Source organism: Pandoraea sp. LA3, assembly GCF_022696215.1.
Lineage (GTDB): Bacteria > Pseudomonadota > Gammaproteobacteria > Burkholderiales > Burkholderiaceae > Pandoraea > Pandoraea capi.
Window position 1 is genome coordinate 396691 of the sequence record NZ_PTPY01000036.1, and the last position, 18422, is coordinate 415112.

19 protein-coding genes and 1 tRNA gene are annotated in these 18422 nt (G+C 64.6%); all 20 read left to right on the forward strand.

Annotated features, from left to right (window positions below; all coding sequences use genetic code 11):
• The first annotated feature begins 150 nt into the window (after positions 1-150).
• The 20 genes from C5N93_RS20180 to C5N93_RS20275 all read left to right on the forward strand — a co-directional run bounded on the left by C5N93_RS20180 (position 151) and on the right by C5N93_RS20275 (position 18403).
• A complete protein-coding gene (locus C5N93_RS20180) occupies positions 151-2442 on the forward strand; it encodes a PAS domain-containing sensor histidine kinase (RefSeq protein WP_277990398.1) in 2292 nt (763 codons plus the stop codon).
• The gene (locus C5N93_RS20185; RefSeq protein ID WP_242560655.1) at positions 2443-3183 is read left to right on the forward strand and encodes a response regulator; all 741 of its coding nucleotides are present in this window, start codon (positions 2443-2445) and stop codon (positions 3181-3183) included.
• 121 nt (positions 3184-3304) lie between these two features.
• Positions 3305-3380: transfer RNA gene (locus C5N93_RS20190), tRNA-Phe, on the forward strand.
• A 283-nt stretch (positions 3381-3663) separates the two neighbouring features.
• Entirely contained in the window at positions 3664-4386 is a 723-nt protein-coding gene (queC, locus tag C5N93_RS20195; protein WP_150720749.1) for a 7-cyano-7-deazaguanine synthase QueC, read from the forward strand.
• Between the two features lie 51 nt (positions 4387-4437).
• The gene (queE, locus tag C5N93_RS20200) at positions 4438-5073 is read left to right on the forward strand and encodes a 7-carboxy-7-deazaguanine synthase (RefSeq protein WP_069340573.1); all 636 of its coding nucleotides are present in this window, start codon (positions 4438-4440) and stop codon (positions 5071-5073) included.
• A 9-nt stretch (positions 5074-5082) separates the two neighbouring features.
• Complete coding sequence (queD, locus tag C5N93_RS20205) at positions 5083-5526, forward strand: 6-carboxytetrahydropterin synthase QueD (protein ID WP_039394613.1); 444 nt, start codon at positions 5083-5085, stop codon at positions 5524-5526.
• A gap of 190 nt (positions 5527-5716) precedes the next feature.
• Entirely contained in the window at positions 5717-6244 is a 528-nt protein-coding gene (locus C5N93_RS20210) for a hypothetical protein (protein ID WP_242560656.1), read from the forward strand.
• 194 nt (positions 6245-6438) lie between these two features.
• Complete coding sequence (locus tag C5N93_RS20215) at positions 6439-6861, forward strand: DsrE family protein (protein ID WP_069342998.1); 423 nt, start codon at positions 6439-6441, stop codon at positions 6859-6861.
• 155 nt (positions 6862-7016) lie between these two features.
• Positions 7017-7754 (forward strand): tetratricopeptide repeat protein, encoded by a 738-nt coding sequence (locus C5N93_RS20220; protein WP_242560657.1) that lies wholly within the window; start codon positions 7017-7019, stop codon positions 7752-7754.
• Between the two features lie 176 nt (positions 7755-7930).
• Positions 7931-9142, forward strand: coding sequence for a PrgH/EprH family type III secretion apparatus protein (locus tag C5N93_RS20225; protein ID WP_242560658.1), 1212 nt, complete (start codon positions 7931-7933; stop codon positions 9140-9142).
• Between the two features lie 18 nt (positions 9143-9160).
• The gene (gene sctF / locus C5N93_RS20230; protein WP_242560659.1) at positions 9161-9421 is read left to right on the forward strand and encodes a type III secretion system needle filament subunit SctF; all 261 of its coding nucleotides are present in this window, start codon (positions 9161-9163) and stop codon (positions 9419-9421) included.
• Positions 9422-9478: 57 nt separating this feature from the next.
• The gene (gene sctI / locus C5N93_RS20235) at positions 9479-9784 is read left to right on the forward strand and encodes a type III secretion system inner rod subunit SctI (RefSeq protein WP_242560660.1); all 306 of its coding nucleotides are present in this window, start codon (positions 9479-9481) and stop codon (positions 9782-9784) included.
• Positions 9781-10548, forward strand: coding sequence for an EscJ/YscJ/HrcJ family type III secretion inner membrane ring protein (locus C5N93_RS20240; protein WP_301232395.1), 768 nt, complete (start codon positions 9781-9783; stop codon positions 10546-10548). Before sctI ends, C5N93_RS20240 begins: the two co-directional genes overlap by 4 nt.
• Before the next feature lie 2 nt (positions 10549-10550).
• On the forward strand, positions 10551-11162 hold the full coding sequence (locus tag C5N93_RS20245) for a type III secretion apparatus protein OrgA/MxiK (protein WP_242560661.1): 612 nt from the start codon (positions 10551-10553) through the stop codon (positions 11160-11162).
• A gap of 10 nt (positions 11163-11172) precedes the next feature.
• Positions 11173-11865: a hypothetical protein gene (locus tag C5N93_RS20250; RefSeq protein ID WP_242560662.1), complete on the forward strand. Its 693-nt coding sequence runs from the start codon at positions 11173-11175 to the stop codon at positions 11863-11865.
• A complete protein-coding gene (locus C5N93_RS20255) occupies positions 11849-12178 on the forward strand; it encodes a hypothetical protein (protein WP_242560663.1) in 330 nt (109 codons plus the stop codon). The genes C5N93_RS20250 and C5N93_RS20255 overlap by 17 nt, the downstream gene beginning before the upstream one ends.
• 100 nt (positions 12179-12278) lie before the next feature.
• Positions 12279-13079 (forward strand): helix-turn-helix domain-containing protein, encoded by an 801-nt coding sequence (locus tag C5N93_RS20260; protein ID WP_242560664.1) that lies wholly within the window; start codon positions 12279-12281, stop codon positions 13077-13079.
• A complete protein-coding gene (gene sctC, locus C5N93_RS20265) occupies positions 13076-15184 on the forward strand; it encodes a type III secretion system outer membrane ring subunit SctC (RefSeq protein WP_242560665.1) in 2109 nt (702 codons plus the stop codon). The genes C5N93_RS20260 and sctC overlap by 4 nt, the downstream gene beginning before the upstream one ends.
• Positions 15171-16316, forward strand: a complete 1146-nt coding sequence (gene sctW / locus C5N93_RS20270) for a type III secretion system gatekeeper subunit SctW (RefSeq protein WP_242560666.1) — start codon at positions 15171-15173, stop codon at positions 16314-16316. The genes sctC and sctW overlap by 14 nt, the downstream gene beginning before the upstream one ends.
• Positions 16316-18403 carry an EscV/YscV/HrcV family type III secretion system export apparatus protein gene (locus tag C5N93_RS20275; protein ID WP_242560667.1) on the forward strand — a complete coding sequence of 696 codons (2088 nt, stop codon included), beginning with the start codon at positions 16316-16318 and terminating at the stop codon, positions 18401-18403. The genes sctW and C5N93_RS20275 overlap by 1 nt, the downstream gene beginning before the upstream one ends.
• The last annotated feature ends 19 nt before the right edge of the window (positions 18404-18422 follow it).

The following is an 18422-nucleotide window of genomic DNA, read 5'->3' on the forward strand; positions in this document are numbered from 1 at the left end:
CGCCGATGTCCGAGACGCCGAATGCCGCCTCCGGGCCGACGGGCAAGTTGCCGCTTGCCTTCAACGCGGCGGTGCCGCCCGGAGCGACCCGTGTCAAATAACGGCGGCGGCCTGCTCAAGCACATCGTCATTCGCACGCTGATCGTCACGATGGCGCTGGTCGCCATCGGTCTGTTCGGCCTGCTGGCGCTCGCGTCGGCCAATACCGAATTCTTCGACCGCTACTACTCGCTGCTCTACACGGCGAACATTGCGGTCGCGATCATCTTCGTCTTCATCGTCGGCGCGCTCGTCTGGATCATTCTGGTGCGCTTGCGTCAGCGGCGCTTCGGCACGCGACTGCTCGCCAAGCTGGCGATCTTCTTCGCGCTGGTCGGCGTGCTGCCCGGCGGCATCATTTATCTGGTGTCGTTGCAGTTCGTCTCGCGCAGTATCGAATCGTGGTTCGACGTGCGCGTGGAGACCGCGCTCGATTCCGGCCTCGAACTCGGCCGCGCGATTCTGAACAACGGGCTGTCGGATCTTGGCGCGAAGGCGCAACTGGTCGCGGACAATCTGGCGTCGAGCGGCGACAAGGGCGGCACGCTCACGCTGCTTCGCATGCGCGACCAGTTCGGTTTGCAGGACGCGACCATCGTCGACGGTAACGGGCGCGTGCTGGCGTCCGCCTCGGGTAACTTCAATGCGCTGGTGCCGGACCTGCCGACACCGCTCATGCTGCGTCAGGCGCGCACACAGTCGCGCGGTTACACGGCGATCGAGGGCGGCAGCGAAGGGTACGACAGACACGAAGGGCACGATCAGCTTCGCTGGCGCGTGGTGATACGGGTGCCGTCGAGCTACACCTCCTCGTTGCAGGACGACGAGCGGTTCCTGCAGGTCACGCAACTGGTGCCCACCAATCTCGCGCAGAACGCCGAGGCGGTGCAGAACGCCTACCGTGAATATCAGGAGAAGGCGCTCGGCCGCACCGGTCTGCGCAAGATGTACATCGGCACGCTCACGTTGTCGCTGTTCCTGGCCACGTTCGTCGCGATGATGCTCGCGCTGGCGCTGGGCAGTCAGTTGGCGCGTCCGCTGTTCCTGCTCGCGCGCGGCACGCAGGAAGTGGCGGCGGGCGACTTGTCGCCCAAGGGCGAAGTGCGCACCAACGACGAACTCGGCTTCCTCACGCAGGCGTTCAACGCGATGACGCGTCAGTTGTCCGATGCGCGCGCCACGGTCGAGCGCAACCGGCTTGCGCTCGAAAGCTCGAAGGCCCACCTGGAAAGTATTCTGTCGAGCCTGACGGCGGGCGTGTTCGTGTTCGATCGCGACTTTCGTCTGACGACGGCCAACGCCGGCGCCGAGCGCATCTTCAAGCAAAGTTTTCAGGGCGAACTGAACCGCTCGCCGGCACATATCCCGGCACTGGTAGAGTTCGGTGAAACGTTGCGGCGCGCGTTCGCCGATCGCGATGCCAACGCCGACCTCGGTCCGGGCGGGCACTGGCAGCAGCAAATCGGCCTGACGTTGCCGGGCGAGACCGATGGGGTGACGCTGCTGGTGCGCGGCTCGCATCTGCCGGAGCCGATGGTGGCCGTGGCCGGGGTGCCCACGCGCGCGGGCGGCGGGTATGTGGTGGTGTTCGACGACATCAGCGACGTGATCTCGGCACAGCGCTCGGTGGCGTGGGCCGAAGTGGCGCGGCGTCTGGCGCACGAGATCAAGAATCCGCTCACGCCGATCCAGTTGTCGGCCGAGCGCTTGCAGATGAAACTGTCGGACAAGCTGCCGCCGGCCGACGCCGAGGTGCTGCGCAAGGGCGCCACGACCATCGTCAATCAGGTGGCGGCGATGAAGCGCATGGTCGACGATTTCCGCGACTACGCGCGGCTGCCGCCGGCGATCATGCATCCGTTGCAGATCAACGAGCTGATCGGCGAGGTACTGACGTTATACGGCGTGGACGAAGGGCGCGGCACGATTCGGCCGTACCTCGATGCGGGGCTGCCGGAGATTCGCGGAGACTCGACGCAATTGCGGCAGGTTATCCATAATCTGCTGCAGAATGCTCAAGATGCCGTCGGCGGAACCGAAAACCCTCTTATCACGGTGGAAACGAAGACAGTAGAATACGCAGGAACGGATGTGCACCCAGGTGAACCGAAGCGCACGGCAGTGCGTCTGACGATCACGGACAACGGGCCGGGTTTCCCGGCGCGCATTCTGACCCGCGCCTTCGAACCCTACGTGACGACCAAGGCGAAGGGCACCGGCCTCGGGCTGGCGATGGTCAAGAAGATCATCGATGAGCATCAGGCGCGCATCGATATCCGTAACCGACCGTTGCCCGAGGGCGAAGGCAGTGCAGGTGCACAGATTTCGATCTTGTTTACTCAATTGGCTGACGACCAGGAACTGCCGCGCAACAAGCCGGCAGAACACACGAAGGTAGCGTAAATGGCAACCATTTTGGTGGTGGATGACGAAATGGGGATCCGGGAGCTGCTCTCGGAGATTCTGAGCGACGAGGGGCATGTCGTGGAGGTGGCGGAGAACGCGCATGAAGCGCGCGTGTTCCGCGCCGCACACACGCCCGACCTCGTGCTGCTCGATATCTGGATGCCCGATACCGACGGCGTGACCTTGCTCAAGGAATGGGCGGCACAGCAGTTGCTGACCATGCCCGTGATCATGATGTCGGGACACGCGACGATCGACACCGCCGTCGAGGCGACCAAGATCGGTGCGCTCAATTTCCTGGAGAAGCCCATCGCGCTGCAAAAGCTGTTGCAGGCGGTGGAGCAGGGACTGGCGCGCGGCAAGCGTGAAGCTTCCGGCGGCACGGCCGGCGCCTTCGACGCCGACGACGATGCGCTCGACACCGGCGTGTTCGGCGAGAGCGAGACGCGTCACGCGAGCACGGGACTGAACGGCACGGCGTCGCATCACGTGCCGCTCGGCGCGAACGATGTCGATGGCGTGAGCGGCGTTGCCGGGGTGGGCATGTCGGCCGACATCTCCTTCGACGTGCCGCTGCGCGAAGCCCGCGACGCCTTCGAGCGCGCCTACTTTGCCTACCATCTGGCCAAGGAACACGGCAGCATGACGCGCGTAGCCGAGAAAACCGGACTGGAACGCACGCATTTGTATCGCAAGCTCAAGCAACTGGGCGTCGAACTCTCCAAGAGCAAGACCTGATGAATACGGCGACACGACGCGCTACGGCGCGCCGTCATGCCGCTTTCGCGCAGATTTTTCAGTGAAATGAAGATAAGGGCTTGCACAAAGCGGATTCAGTCTCTATAATCGCTTTTCTCTTGGCCCGGTAGCTCAGTTGGTAGAGCAGCGGATTGAAAATCCGCGTGTCGTTGGTTCGATTCCGACCCAGGCCACCAAATTCGAAGGGCTTGCGCATATCGCAAGCCCTTTTTGCGTTTGAATCAAAACGCTGCCCGATGATGGGTATAACGGCCCGGCGATAGCGACGCGGGGCAACGCGGTTCAAAATCGCGTGACATATCCCGCACGCGGGTTGCCCCGGAGGGTCCGGCAGGGCCGTATCGCTTGGTATCCGATGGCAGCCGCAAGCGCGTGCCCCGGCCCTAATCGCCTACTGTCCCGACGTCACGAAATTCCGGCGTCCCGACAACCCGGCGGCGAGGGCGCTACTGCTAGCGCATGATCATGACGACAAGCACCGATTCCGCTCTGGTTCTGTTCTCCGGTGGACAGGATTCGACAACCTGCCTCGCGTGGGCGCTCTCGCGCTATGCGCGCGTCGAGACCCTGGGCTTCGATTACGGACAGCGCCACAGCGTGGAGCTGGAGTGCCGCACCGACGTGCTGGCCAAGCTGCGTGAGCGTTTTCCGCAGTGGGCGCCGCGTATGGGCGACGATCACATGATCGATCTGTCGATTCTCGGCCAGATCAGCGAGACGTCGCTCACGCGCGAGACCACGATTGCGATGGCGGCCAACAACTTGCCCAACACCTTCGTGCCGGGCCGGAATCTGCTGTTCCTGACGATTGGTGCGACCATAGCGTATCGACGCGGCCTGCGCGTGCTGGTCGGCGGCATGTGCGAGACGGACTTCTCGGGCTATCCCGACTGCCGCGACGACACCATGAAGGCGCTCCAGGTCGCGCTCAATCTGGGCATGGACCAGCGCTTCGTGGTCGAGACACCGCTCATGTGGATCGACAAGGCCGACACGTGGCAGATGGCGCAGGATCTGGGCGGCGACGTACTGGTAGAGACCGTGCGGGAAGACACGCACACGTGCTATCTGGGCGAGCGCAGTGTGCTGCATGCCTGGGGCTACGGGTGCGGCGAATGCCCGGCATGCCAGTTGCGCCAGCGTGGCTATGAGCAATGGCGCGCGCGCAGTCACGCACAATAGTCGAATAAACGAATAGTTACCCCCCATCGAGACAGTCGAATCGAGCGCATCATGACGTACGCGGTAAAGGAAATCTTCTACACATTGCAGGGCGAGGGCGCGAATGCCGGACGCCCGGCGGTGTTCTGCCGGTTTGCGGGTTGCAACCTGTGGACGGGACGCGAAGAAGACCGTGCCGAGGCCGTCTGCCAGTTCTGCGACACCGATTTCGTCGGCACCGATGGCGAGAACGGCGGCAAGTACCGCACGCCGGCCGAACTGGTCGCACAGATCGTGGCGTTGTGGCCGCAAGACGATCGTGCGCATCGATTCGTGGTGTGCACGGGCGGTGAGCCGCTGCTTCAACTCGATGCACCGCTGATCGACGCGCTGCACGCCGAAGGTTTTCGTATCGCGGTGGAAACCAATGGCACGCAGGTCGTGCCCGAAGGCATCGACTGGGTTTGCGTGAGCCCGAAGGCGGATGCCGAAATGGTCGTCACACGTGGCGACGAACTGAAAGTCGTGGTGCCGCAGGATCGTCAGCGTCTGGCCGATTACGAAGCCCTCGACTTCACGCATTTCTATCTTCAGCCGATGGACGGCCCGCTGCGCGACACCAACACGAAGCTGGCGATCGACTACTGCAAATCGCATCCGCGCTGGTCGCTGTCGATGCAGACGCACAAATACCTGAATATTCCCTGAGCCGTTGCTGTGATTACGATTACCCGGAAACTCGAATTCGATGCGGGCCACCGCATTCCCGATCACCGAAGCCAGTGCCGCAACCTGCACGGGCATCGCTATGTGCTCGAAATCACGCTGGCGGGCGAAGTGAGCCGCGAGAGCGGTGCGTCCGACAACGGCATGGTGATGGACTTCGCCGACGTGAAGGCGCTCGCCAACGAGCACCTCGTGTCCGTGTGGGACCACGCGTTCCTCGTCTATGAAGGCGATACCGCTGTGCGCACCTTCCTCGAGACGATGCCGGATCACAAGACCGTCGTGTTCGATCGTGTGCCGACCGTCGAGAATCTGGCCGCCGCCGCATTCGACAAGCTGAGTCACGTGTTCGACGCTCACTATGGTCGTGACCTGCGCCTCGTGCGCCTGCGTCTGTACGAGACACCGAACTGCTGGTCGGAAGTGACGGCCTGAGTTTGCCGGGGCCTCTTGCCTGATCTCGCCGGCGCCATCGTCGATGGCCCAGTCCGGCTTGGGACGACGCCCGACCTGAGACGGATCCGATACTTCGTCCGCGAAAGCGACGGCCGCCGGTGAATGCATGACCGAAAGTGCCAACCCGCCAGATCACATGTCTGGCGGGTTTTTCTTTTTCGGAGAAGTCATGACAAGAGTTTCAATGTCCGCCGTGATGGCACGGGAGGAGCGCACGAGCATCCGGTTGTTCGCCGTGCGTCGCATCGATTCGCAGGAGAACCTGTGCTCGCTGGAGGGCGTCGCCAATCGGCCGGACGTGCGCGGTGCCGAGACGCAGGCGCCACGTCGTGTGCAGCGACGGCATGACGCGTTGCGCGCAGATATCGTGAGTGTGCGGGCTCTGCGAGCGCCGGGAGGTGTGGGCGGCTCGGGCGGCGTGCCCGCCGTCGCACCGACGGCGCCCGAAGCGGTCGCCGACACGCGCTCGCGCGCCGGACGCCCTGGTCGTCCCAATCGCCCTTGTGGCGATCCGCCCCCGCCATACGCGCCTCCAGGCTGCGAGCCGGAGAAATTGCCGTCGTGTGCGCCCCCGCCGTATGTGGCGTCCGGTGCCGTTCAGACGAGCGGCTGGATGCTGCCGTTGCCACCGCCGCGCTATTCGCGACCATCGCTCGACTGGTATCTGCGCGAAGGGCATCCACGCTCGGATGTCTGACGCGATGCGTTTGCCCCGCATGGGGGCGCCGCAGACCGTGGGAGGTTGACCCGGGCTGGCGGCGCCTTCGGGGCAGTCGACGGCAACGCAGCACGCTCGGCCGGGCGACGCGCTATGATGCGGCTGGCATGACATCACCGCTCCATCCGTCGATCCGAGACGAGACACCCGATAACACGAAGGGGGACATACCTATGAAGACGCTGCTGCGCGGCCTGCTGACCGCGTTCCTGTTCACCGTTTTTGCCGTGCCGGCGACGTCGGCATTTGCGGAAGACAAGGTCGTGTATCACATCAACGACGCGGAGCATCAGGCGCTGGCCGGTCTGCGCAACATCCGCAACCAGCTCGATACCGTGCCGGACACCAAGATCGTGGTCGTGGCGCATTCGCAGGGTGTCGACTTCCTGATGGAGAGTTACAAGGACGCGGCGACGGTCGGGCCGCTCATCTCGGCGCTGCACGCGCGTGGCGTCAAGTTCGAGGTGTGCGAGATCACGCTCAAGCAGCGCAACCTGAAGAAGGACCAGTTCGTGCTCGACGCCGACTTCACGCCGTCGGGCGTGGTGGAACTCACGCGTCTGCAACAGAAGGGCTACGCCTACATCAAGCCGTAAGCCCGGCACTTGCTGTGCACCGAAACCCCGGCCCACGCCGGGGTTTTTGCATTTTGGGCGATGGGCGTGGCGTTCCGGGCATGGCCATGCCTGGTCCCGGCAAGGCCTTTTTGTTTGGCGCACAATAGGCGCAAGCCCGTTCCCGGAGATGTTCCATGCGACACGCCGTCCTACCGTCTTCCGTCCTGCGCCGGTGGCTCGCCGGTACTTCCCTCGTGCTCACCGGGGTGGCGTGCGCACCGATTCCTTACGCCGTGGCCGCCGCGCAGGCGCCGGCGCAGGCGCTGACCGATCAGGCTGTCCATCACTATGAAGCCGGGCAGCAGACGCAGGCGCTTGACGAGTTCCGCCGGGCGGCCGAACAGGGCAACCGGCTTGCGCAATTCGATTACGCCATGATGCTGCTCAACGGCGAAGGCGTGAATGCCGATCCGGACGGCGCGGTGCACTGGCTGGAACGGGCCGCCAGCGCGGGCATGACGCAAGCGCAGTACGTCTACGCCAAGATGTTCGACGACGGTTACGTCGTCGGCAAATCGATCCCGCAGGCGAACCTCTGGTACGAGAAGGCAGCGAAGCAGGGCCATGTACAGGCGCAGGCGGCCATCGCCAACGAGTACTTCATCGGACGCGGCGTTCCGAAGGACTACAAGACGGCCTTCAACTGGTACGAGAAAGCCGCGCGCGGCGGCGATCTGCCGTCGCAGTACATCGTGGCGAGCTACTACGAGCGCGGCTACGGCGTCGTCACGCCCGATCTCGAGCGCGCCCGCCTGTGGTACGGGAAAGCGGCCGCCCAGGGCGATGTCGCAGCACAGGGCAAGCTCGACGCCATGAACCGCGAGCGCGCCCAGCGCACCGCACCCGATAGCAGCCAGGCACCGGCGAAGTAGCCTAACGGCGGCTGCAAATCATGATCACCCACATTTCTATTGCGAAGAATCCCATCATGAATCGCCGATAGCCGGTCGGTATTCTCAACCTCAACGAATTCATTGTTGAGGAGCGCGAACGACGAACATTGCCATGGCCGATGGAAGCGCCGGCATTGCACGCTCGCGAAGAGATGATGGAAGCAGACACCCGCCCCGCAGAGACCGACAGCCACGCGAGCGGCGCCGTGTTGCGTCTGCTGACGGGGCCGATGCGTGGCTGCGAGTTCTCCCTCTCGCCTGGCATCACGCTCTTCATCGTCGGTCCGAGCGACCCCGCCTTCGATCGCGGTTGGCAAACGGAAATGCCGCCCAATGCCATCTACGTTCCCATGGATGGCGATGGCGGCGACAACTTCGAAGTGCTGGTCGACGATGCCGGGCGTGAAGGCCTGTTCATTCGTGTGCTCAACGAAGGGGCGGGTGCCGAAGTCGCCATCGACGCCACGCAGATCGCGCGTATGGGCGATGTGCGCGTCGGGGTGAAGCGCATCGACGAAGTCTGGTCCGATGACGTGCAGCGCAGCTTGTGCGCCGATGCGCGTCTGGACGACACCATCCATCCCGCCGCGCGACAACGCCGTCGCTGGACGCTCGCGCTCGTGTCGTGCGCCGCGCTCTTGCTTCTGATCGGCAGCGTCTACTACTACCGGCAGTCGGAGCCGCAGCGGCAGGCACAGGGCGTCTCGGAGTACCTCGAATCGCTGGGCGGACGTGCCACCGTCTTGCCCGGCAACGACGGCCGCATCTACGTGCTGACCGAAGATCGCGAAGAGCGCAATGCGCTGTCGCGCGCGCTGGGTGCCGATGTCGTCAAGCGCGAGCGGCTGGTGCTCATGGCGCTGGACGAAGAGAACGCGCGTATCACGCAGTGGATCGATGCGTCGCGCACCGACGTGCTGTATTTCAAGCTCTCGCTCGAAGATCCCGCGACGCCGGAGTTGTGGATCAACCGCAGGCAGAGCGGCATTTCCGAGACGGAGATGACCCGTTTCCGGGCGGCGCTGCTCGAGAAGATTCCCTATGCCCGGCGCGTGAGCATCACGCTGCACGACGAAAACGAGGCGAGCGGCGAAGCCGAAGACGCGCTTAAGCGCCAGATGGTGCCGTTCTTGCGCACCGATACGCCCGAAGGCGTGACGTTTCACATCAGCTCCGAACTCGACGACGTGCAGTTGCGCCGGCTCTACGGCTTCATGCAGACCTTCGAGAAGCGCTGGGGCAAGCGTCTCGTGCACTTCAACATCGATTTGAAAGACGACTGGACCGCGCAGCAATCGTATGCCTACGGCTCGGCGTCGTATGTGAAGGAAGGGCCACATCAGTGGCGATTCATCAACAGGCAATAACTCCGGAGACTTAGCGATATGGCCGACATCATTCCGAGCATCAGAAGCAGCGATCAGACCTACCTCGAGGAAATCTCCGCCGGCTTTAACGGGCCCGTGGACGCTCTGAAGCAGCGCATGGAAGACGCCCTGCAAAAGGTCAAGGACGATCCGACGGATTCGGCGTCAATGGCATCGTTTCAGGCGGCCATGGCCGCGTACACGTCGTTGCGTGCGGGCCAGTCGGGCACCATCAAGTCGCTCAAGGACGCCGTGCAAGGGGTCGTTTCCAAATTCTGACGACGCTGTCGTTGCCGCTGTCGTTGCCGTTATCGCCCGCCATTTCACGAGGTTGCCATGCTATTCGATCCATCGTTGTCGTCCATCCTGGCGTTGCAAAAGACGACGCCCCCCGTGCTCGCGGCCGACCCCGGCGCGGGCGAATCGCTGGAGTCGCGCTTCATGAACGCGCTGGCGAACACCTCGGCAGAGTTTGAGACCAAACGTGGCGACATCGTCAGTGCGGCAACGAACTTCGATCCCACCAACCCGGAGAGCGCGATCGAGTTGCAGATGCGGCTCGCGGACTACGGCGTCGGTGTGTCGATGGTGGCGACGGCAGCACGCAAGACGGTCGGCGCCGTGGAGGCGTTACTGCGGTGAAACTCCGGAGCGTCTTCCCTCTCGTCGTCGTGGTGCTTCTGACGGGCTGTCGCAAGTCCGAGACGCTGCTGAGCGCGCTCGACCAGCAGCAGGCCAACGAAGTGGCCGCGGTGCTGCTGCGCCACGATATCGAGACGCAGAAGATCGACTCAGGGAAGGCGGGATACACGATTACCGTCGACGCGGCAGATTTTCCGCAGGCGGTCGACTGGCTCAAGACCTACGATCTGCCACCGCGCCCGCGCATGGAGATCGCGCAGATGTTCCCGCCTGACTCGCTCGTGGCATCGCCCCGCGCGGAACGCGCGCGACTCTACTCCGCCATCGAGCAGCGTCTGGAGCAGTCCGTTCGGCTGATGCAGGGCGTGCTCGCCGCGCGCGTGCACGTGAGTTATGACGTGGACGGTCAGAACGGCGAGCCGACGAAGACCAGCCCGCACATCTCGGCCGTGGTCGTATACCAGAGCGGTGCGAACGGCACGGAACTGATCAACGACATCCGGCGATTTCTCAAGAACAGCGTGGACGATCTGCGCTACGAGAACATCTCCGTCGTGCTGTCGCAGCAACCGGCAACGCTCGGTGCGCGCGCGCCCATGCCGCTTGCGATGCCGCATGCCGACGAGCGTCCGGTCTGGCCCTATCTGGCGATAGGCGGCGCGGCGCTATTCCTCCTGGCGGTTGCCGCGCTGGGGGCTCGCATGCGGACGTCGCGCGCCGGGTGGCCGCGCCGGACCAACGCGCCCGAGACGAAGGAGGGCTGACCATGTCGCTCAAGCCTACGCCCGGCCTGCATGAATCGCAGAGCGCCATCGCCGTGTGCTGGCGCACGATGATGTTCGACCCGGTGTCGTACATCCATGCGGCACGCTTCGTGTATCCGGCGCAGTTTGCGTCGCCGCGCCAGCGCGCTGTCATCAACGAGATGCTCATCGCAGGCTTTCGGCTCGACAGTCATTGGCCGTTCGACCAGATCGGCATCGTGGAGCGGCCGTGGGTGCTGAACTGGCGACTGCTGCCCCAGGTGGCCTATCTGATGGGCTGTCAGGCACGCAAGGCGAGCCTGTGCCGGCGTGCGGCGCTGCTGCGGCTTCCCGAGTGGGCGTATGCGTATGCCAAGTTGCCCGTGCTCGACGCCATGCCCTCCGTGAACGCTGCGCCGCCGTCGCACGAGGAACTGACGGCCGAAGGTTTCGTGCGTCTCATGGCCCTTGGAGCGACGCTACGCGAACCGCTTCGTCAACGCTTGCCGCTGCTGTTTCCTCCTATCGATTCGTACGCCGCAGACGTGCCCGATGCGCTCGACGTCCGACTGTTCGTGACCGCTTTGCAATATGCCAAGAAGCATCCCCATTCCCCCCCGGACACCCGTCATTGATGGCGTGATCGTGCCGAAGGATCAACTGGTTCGCGGTGTGACGCGTACGCGTGTCGACGACGACATCCGTCACTGGGCCCGGCGACGGGTGACCGAATCGCAGCGAGAGATCGAGGCGCAACGTCGGCAGGCGATGTGCGAAGGGTATCGGGACGGGATCGCGGCCGCGCTGGAAGACGTGGTGGCGCACCTGATGCGCACCGAAGCGCAGTGCGAGCAGTGGCGCGCCGGGATGATCGCTCAGATGCGCGAGCTGCTCGGCGCGGCGACGCAGCATCCGGAGGCATGGCTCGCGGCGCTCGATGACGCGATACGCACGTTCGTCGACAAGGCGGCCGTGCCGTCGGACACGCCGCTCACCGTGGTGCTGCCGGTGCGGCTCAAAGCGCGGCGAGAGGATATCCGCGCGCGTATCGAAGCCGTCTGCCGTGCGCCCTTGACGCTCGAATTTCGTGTGAAGGGCGAAGGTATCTCGGTGCAGCGCGCAGGCATTGCCATCGAGTACGACCCGCAGCGCTACGCCGCGCGGGCGGAGGCGGCGCTGGGCGTCGATCCGCACGTGCCGCCTACGGATCTGCACCGCTTGCTCGCGTCGGCGCTTGCATCGCTGAACGGGCGTGTGAATGACCTGAATGCGCTGAACGCCGCAACGGACAACACGGCAGCCAGCGCGATGGAGGACGACGATGACGACCGCTATTGATGCACTGAAGACCCTGTCGCCGGCCCCTGCCGACGATGAGATCCGGCCGCTGACCCTGGCGCAACGCGTGCAGGAAATGCGGTCTTCCGACAGCCAGACCCATGGTATCGAGCCGCTCGCGCAACGTCCCGCACCAATGCATTCCCCGGGAACCGAGGGGGATGACGGCGACATCGGAAGCGGGGATGACGACGCGCTGGACCCGTCCACCGAGTGGCAGAAGCTCTTCAACAGGCTGATGGTGCTGGAGTGGTTCGACGGATGGCTGGATCGCATCGAGGAAACGGTCGACGGCGGGAACAGCGACAGCTGATACGACAGCCGACGCGACGCATGCCGAATGCACGCCGGATGCGCGTCAGGTCGGGCGAAACAGAAGAACCGTCGGGTGCCGACGGGAAGTGAGGTGGGCAATGAGAAGTTTGGAAATCATGGAAGACGCGCAGGCGCTGGGTGCGAACCAGCCGCTCGCACTGGCGTGCGACGGCGTGTGGTTCGTCTGCTCGCCGCCGTCCACGCGAAGCCTGTTGCTCGAACTGCAACCTGCCGGTAACGGTAGTGGCGCAGGGGCGACACGGCTCGAATTGCCGCCAGACTACTGCGGGCTTCTGATGCTCGGCAAAGGCGCGTTGCTGGTCAGAGGCGGCACGCTGCACTACCACCGCATGCATTGCGATGTGCTCGTCAAGCTGCTGGCGTTCATGGACGAAGCGCACGCCACGGGCACGGACACGCCGGACAACCACCGGCGTAATGCCGTGCCCGCGTTGCATCGGGTGCCGGTGCGCGCGCCGTGGGGGGATCGTCGTCAGTGCGAGCTGTGGTTCCTCAGCCAGATCGCGGCGCCGGGCGAAGGCTTTCGCACGATGCTCGACATGCTGCGCCGCTGCGAGTCCTACGACCTGATCCGTTTTCTGCTCACGCGCGCGCCCACGGGCGGCACCCTGCGCCATATGTGCACGAAGTACGGCGTGTCGTATTCCCACTTCCGGCGGCTATGCCGAGGTGCGCTCGGCGAGTCGGCCAAGATCGCATTGCGCGACTGGCGCATGGCGCGCTCGATGCTGGAGGTCGCGCAGGGCAACGACAGCTTCACGGAGATCGCGCTGCGTAACGGGTACGCGTCGTCGTCGCATTTCTCAACGGAAATCAAGGAACTGATCGGTATGTCGCCGACCAGTGCCGCTGGCGCCCTGCGAACGTTGGCTCGATGAAGAAAGCGTTTGACATCGCCTGCGCACTGATGGTCGCCACCCTGTCGAACGCCGCCGACGCGTCGTGGGCCATGGCGCTGTCCTCGGCCGGTTCGCTCGATGGTACGCCACCGACGCAGACGCAAGCGGGCGTCGGCACCGTCGCGCCACCGCAGGCACCGCCTCCGCAGGCATCTCCACAAGTGCCGCCACAAGTGCCACCTCCACAGGCGCCGCTGCCGGTCGCGCAATCGCCGTCGAAATTGCCGCCGCAGGGCCCGGCCGCGCGGGGCGGCTATGTGGCGCGCAACGATAATCTGCGCGAGTTCTTTGCGGCGCTGTCGCCCTCTCTCGGCCGCCCCGTGATCGTCAGCAATCTGGCGGCGAAAAAACAGGTCTCGGGAGACTTCGACCTGTCGAACGCCCGCTCGCTGCTCGAGACGATGGCGACGAAGCTTGGACTCATCTGGTATCACGACGGACAGTCGATCTTCGTGTACGACGCCTCCGAGATCCGCAACGCCACCATCTCGATGACCTACTCGTCGCTGGGCGATCTCGAATCGTATCTGCGCGACGCGGGGCTCTACGACCGTCGGTATCCGATTCGGGGCAAACCGGGCAACAAAGTGTTCTATGTCTCCGGCCCGCCGGTATTCGTCGATCTGGTGCTCGCCGCGACGCGCTCGATCGATCGCGCGATGGTCAGCGATATTCCGGCCGCCGGTCCCGATCAGATCGGCGTGGTGCGCATGGATAACGCGTTCGTGTCGGACCGCACGTATCAGATGCGCGACGAGAAGATCGTGATCCCGGGCATGGCGTCGGTGATCACGCAACTGGTGCAGCCACCGCGCAGTGCGGCGGGCGGCATCGTCCCCCCGTCCACGCAACTGCCGTTGTCGCCACAAGAGGCGCGTAGCGGCGCTTCGCCCTCGCCACTGCCGCCGCCCGTACCGGGGCTGGGTTCGCCTGCTGCGCTCAACCCGGCCTTACCGCCAGCGGCACTGAACGCCGAGAACGCGCCGACGCATGGCCGCGTCATCGTGCAGCCGTACCCGGCGGGCAACAGTCTGCTCGTGCGCGGCACCGCCGAGCAGGTCGAGCGCGTGGAGCGGCTCGTGTCGCGGCTCGACTCACCGCGCCGCCATATCGAGCTGTCGCTCTGGATCATCGACGTACGCAAGGAGGCGCTCGACTCGCTGGGTGTCGATTGGTCGGGCGGCGTGAACCTCGGTTCGCACCTCGGCGTGCTGCTCAACGCGACCACACCGGTCAGCACGCTGGACGGCGTGCGCTTCCTTGCGTCGATTCAGGCGATGGCGTCGAGCGGAGACGCGACGGTGGTATCGCGTCCGGTCATCCTCACGCAAGAGAACATTCCCGCCCTGTTCGACGGCAGCCAGACGTTCTATGTGCCACTCGAAGGCGAGCGCACCACGGATCTGCGCAGCGTCACCTACGGCACGATGATCAGCGTGTGGCCCCGCTTTGCCGGTCGCGACGAAATCGAAATGACGCTCAACATCGAAGACGGCACGAGCGCGCCCGGCAACCAGGGCGAGGACAAGAGCAAGTACACGGTGCTGCCCACGGTGTCGCGCACCCGCATCAGCACGGTGGCGCGCGTGCCGCAGGGCAAGAGCCTGCTCATTGGCGGATTCACGCGCGACAGCGGCGACACGGTCGAGAAGAAGGTGCCGCTGCTCGGCGACATTCCGTGGCTGGGCCGCGTGTTTCGCTACAACAGCACATCGCAGAACAACAACGTTCGCGTGTTCCTGATTCAGCCGCGCGAGATCGACGGGCCGATGACGCGCGACGCGAGCGATATTGCCGGTGACACCGTCGCGACCTTGCCCTATCCGATTCACAGCGACTCGATAGACCTCCGACGCGCGACCGGCCTCGACGCCCATGCGCCGACACCCGCCGCCAGCAAGAACACGGATGCTGTACCGGGCGCCGCGCCTGCGGGCAATGGCGTGCGGAAACTGCCAGCGCCACGCGTCGAGTCGTCGGCGCACACACCCGCCCCATCCCTTTCGTCGGGCACCCCCGAAGCGCCGGCGGCGCGCGACGATTCCACCCTTCCTCACACGGGAGTCGACCGTGGCCAGTCTTGATGTCATCCGGCCGTCGCCGTCATCATCGTTTTCGGAATCCGCTGCCAGGACGTCTTCGGGCCGGCAGCGCGCCACGAGAACGGCGGACGACGACGACGGCCCCCAGCGCCTGCTCTCTGGCGGGCCGGTCGCCGATATCCGCCGCGCGGCGGAGTCGAGCGACGAAATGTCCTCCGCGCTGGCGCAGTTCCGTCTGCGCGCGAACCGCAAGGAAGAGAACCGTGGCATGGCGCAGAGCTATGACTACATTCTCGAAGAAGACGCACCGAACAAGATTCGCGAGATTCTGGGCGCGTCGTGGGTGTCGGCCGAGGAGTTGACGCGTCTGTTACGTGAGGCGTTCGACGACATCAGCGACCGTTGGGTCGCCTTGCAGGCCCTGGCCACCCAGCACAAGACGCTGCGTGCGGAGCAGCAACTGGCGCTGGAAGTCGTTATCGCCGAGGCACAGGCCGCGCCGCCCGAAGAGATTCGCGCGCGCAAGGCAGGCGTACATTGTGCGATCAAGGCCCGGCTGGTCGGACACCAGATGGCGCTCGACTTCGCCCCGAACCTGCTGCGCGCCGCCTACCGGAGCTTCCTCACGACCGAGGCGCCGGACATCGAGCTTTACCAGACGTGGATCGCCGGCTTCGGCGTGGCGCGGCGCGAACAGGTGCTCATCTTCATGGAAGGCGCCATCGTCGACGACATGCGCGCGGAAGACCCCAGCAGTACGCCGCCGCAATTCGCTTCGTCGCTGGAGCGACTGGGGACGCTGCGCCGCCTGCGCACCTGCGAACACAGCTTCGTGCTCCACGTGAGCCGGAGTGCGCTGGCCGCACCGTTCAATGCGAGCGAGCGCGACTGGCTGCATTTCCTGCTGGTGGTCCTGACCGACGCCATGGGGCTCGACGAGTCGCTGCGATACACCATGGGTGTCAACGCGCTGCTGCGCGAGAACGGCGATCACGCGCGGCTCATCAATCTCCTGCTGCTCGCCTGTCAGCAGCTACCGGGTGAGCCGTTGCAGACACAGGACAACCGCGACACGCTCCTCGGCGGACTTCGAGATCTTGGTGGCGCGGCCTATGCCCGTGAAAGCAGCGCTCGTGCCGTCGATCCGACGTCGCGGCATCGCCGGAGTGTGTAATGCCCGCAGCGTTGCTCAACGACCTGCGGGGTCGTCCCGAGATCGTCATTCTGATTTTGATGTCGTGCGTGATCGCCATGCTGGTGATCCCGCTGCCGACGTATCTGGTCGACTTTCTCATCGGCACCAACATCACGATCTCCGTGCTGCTCTTTCTCGGAGCGTTCCACATCGAGAGGATTCTGAACTTCTCGTCGTTTCCCTCGATGTTGCTCATCACCACGCTGTTCCGGCTTGCGCTGTCGATCAGCACCACGCGTCTGATCCTGATCGATGCGGACGCGGGCAAGATCATCGATTCGTTCGGACAGTTCGTGATTGGCGACAGTCTGGCCGTGGGCTTCGTGGTGTTCGCCATCGTGACCATCGTGCAGTTCATCGTGATTGCGAAGGGCTCGGAGCGCGTGGCGGAAGTGGCGGCGCGCTTCTCGCTCGACGGCATGCCGGGCAAGCAGATGAGCATCGACGCCGACGTGAAGGCCGGCACGCTCGATAACGACGGCGCACGCGAGCGGCGCAGTGTGCTGGAGCGCGAGAGCCAGTTGTACGGCTCGTTCGACGGCGCGATGAAGTTCGTGAAGGGCGATGCCATCGCAGGCATCGTCATCATCTTCGTCAACCTGATCGGCGGCATCATCGTCGGCATGACCCAGCGGGGGATGGAACTGAGCGGCGCGCTCACGACATACACCTCGCTCACGATCGGCGACGGACTCGTCGCGCAGATTCCGGCACTGCTGATCTCGGTCGCCGCAGGCTTCGTCGTCACGCGCGTGAATGGCGAAGCCGACAACATGGGCCGCACGATCATCAGCCAGTTGATGGGCAACCGCTTCGTGCTCGGTGCCACGGCGTTGCTCACGCTGGTGATCGGTACGCTGCCGGGGTTTCCGTTCCTGACGTTCTCGCTGTTGTCCTGCCTGCTGGCGTTCGCATGCTATTTCGCCAAGCCGACGCCCCATGCGAAAGCCGGCGCCGGCAGTGCGGCGGGCGTGTCCGGCAAGGCGGGCGCCACCGACGCCTCGGGCAAAGCCCGGAAGACGGGAGCGAAGGCCGACAACTCGCTGGCATCGATCGACAACCTCGATAACGTCGCGCCGTCGACCGCGCCGCTGGCCATCGTGCTGCCGTCGGCGCAGGTCGCGGCGTTTGAAGCTGCGACGTTCGCGCAACGCGTGCGAAGTCAGTTCTTCACCGACTTCGGCGTGCATCTGCCGGAACTGCTGTTGCAGGGCTCTCCCACGCTGGACGACTCGCGCGCGGCGGTCTACATCAACGAAGTGCGCGCCGACGAGTTTGTCATTTTCTACGACCGGGTGCGCATCGACGCCTACACCAGCGAGATCGCCTCGCTCGATTTCCAGCCGGTCTTCTCGGGGCCGGAGCGTGGCCGGTGTGCATGGGTGACGCCCGAGCAGGGCGAGACCCTGAAGGCGATGCGGCATGTCACGCACCTGCCGGCCGACGAGCTGTATCAAAGTCTGGCGGTGCTGCTCACGCGCCACGTCAACGAGTTCTTCGGCATTCAGGAAACGAAGAAGATGCTCGATCTTGTCGAGCAGCACTATCCGGATCTTGTCAAGGAGGTGCTGCGACATGTGGCCTTGCAGCGCGTCTCGGAAATCCTTCAGCGTCTGGTGACGGAGCGCATCTCCGTGCGCAACATGAAACTCGTGATGGAGGTCCTCGCCATGTGGGCGCCGCGCGAGAAGGACGTACTCAATCTCGTCGAGCACGTGCGTGGGGCCCTCGGTCGCTACATCTGCAACAAGTTCCTGCGCAATGGCGAGTTACGCGTCGTCATGCTCTCGGCGGAAGTAGAGGAGAGCGTGCGGCGCTCGATTCGTCAGACAGCGGGTGGCGCCTTCGTGAACATGGACCCGAAGGATGCAGAGACGCTGCTCGACCGCGTGGCGCTGGCGCTGGACAGCTCCGGGCGCGCTCACAAGGACATCGTGCTGCTGGCGTCCGTGGATGTTCGACGGTTCGTGAAGAAGCTGGCGGAGACGCGCTTTCGCGATCTGGAAGTGCTGTCGTTCGGCGAGTTGGTCGACGGCGTATCCGTCAACGTCATCAGCACGATCTGAGGCGGGTGACGCATGCCTG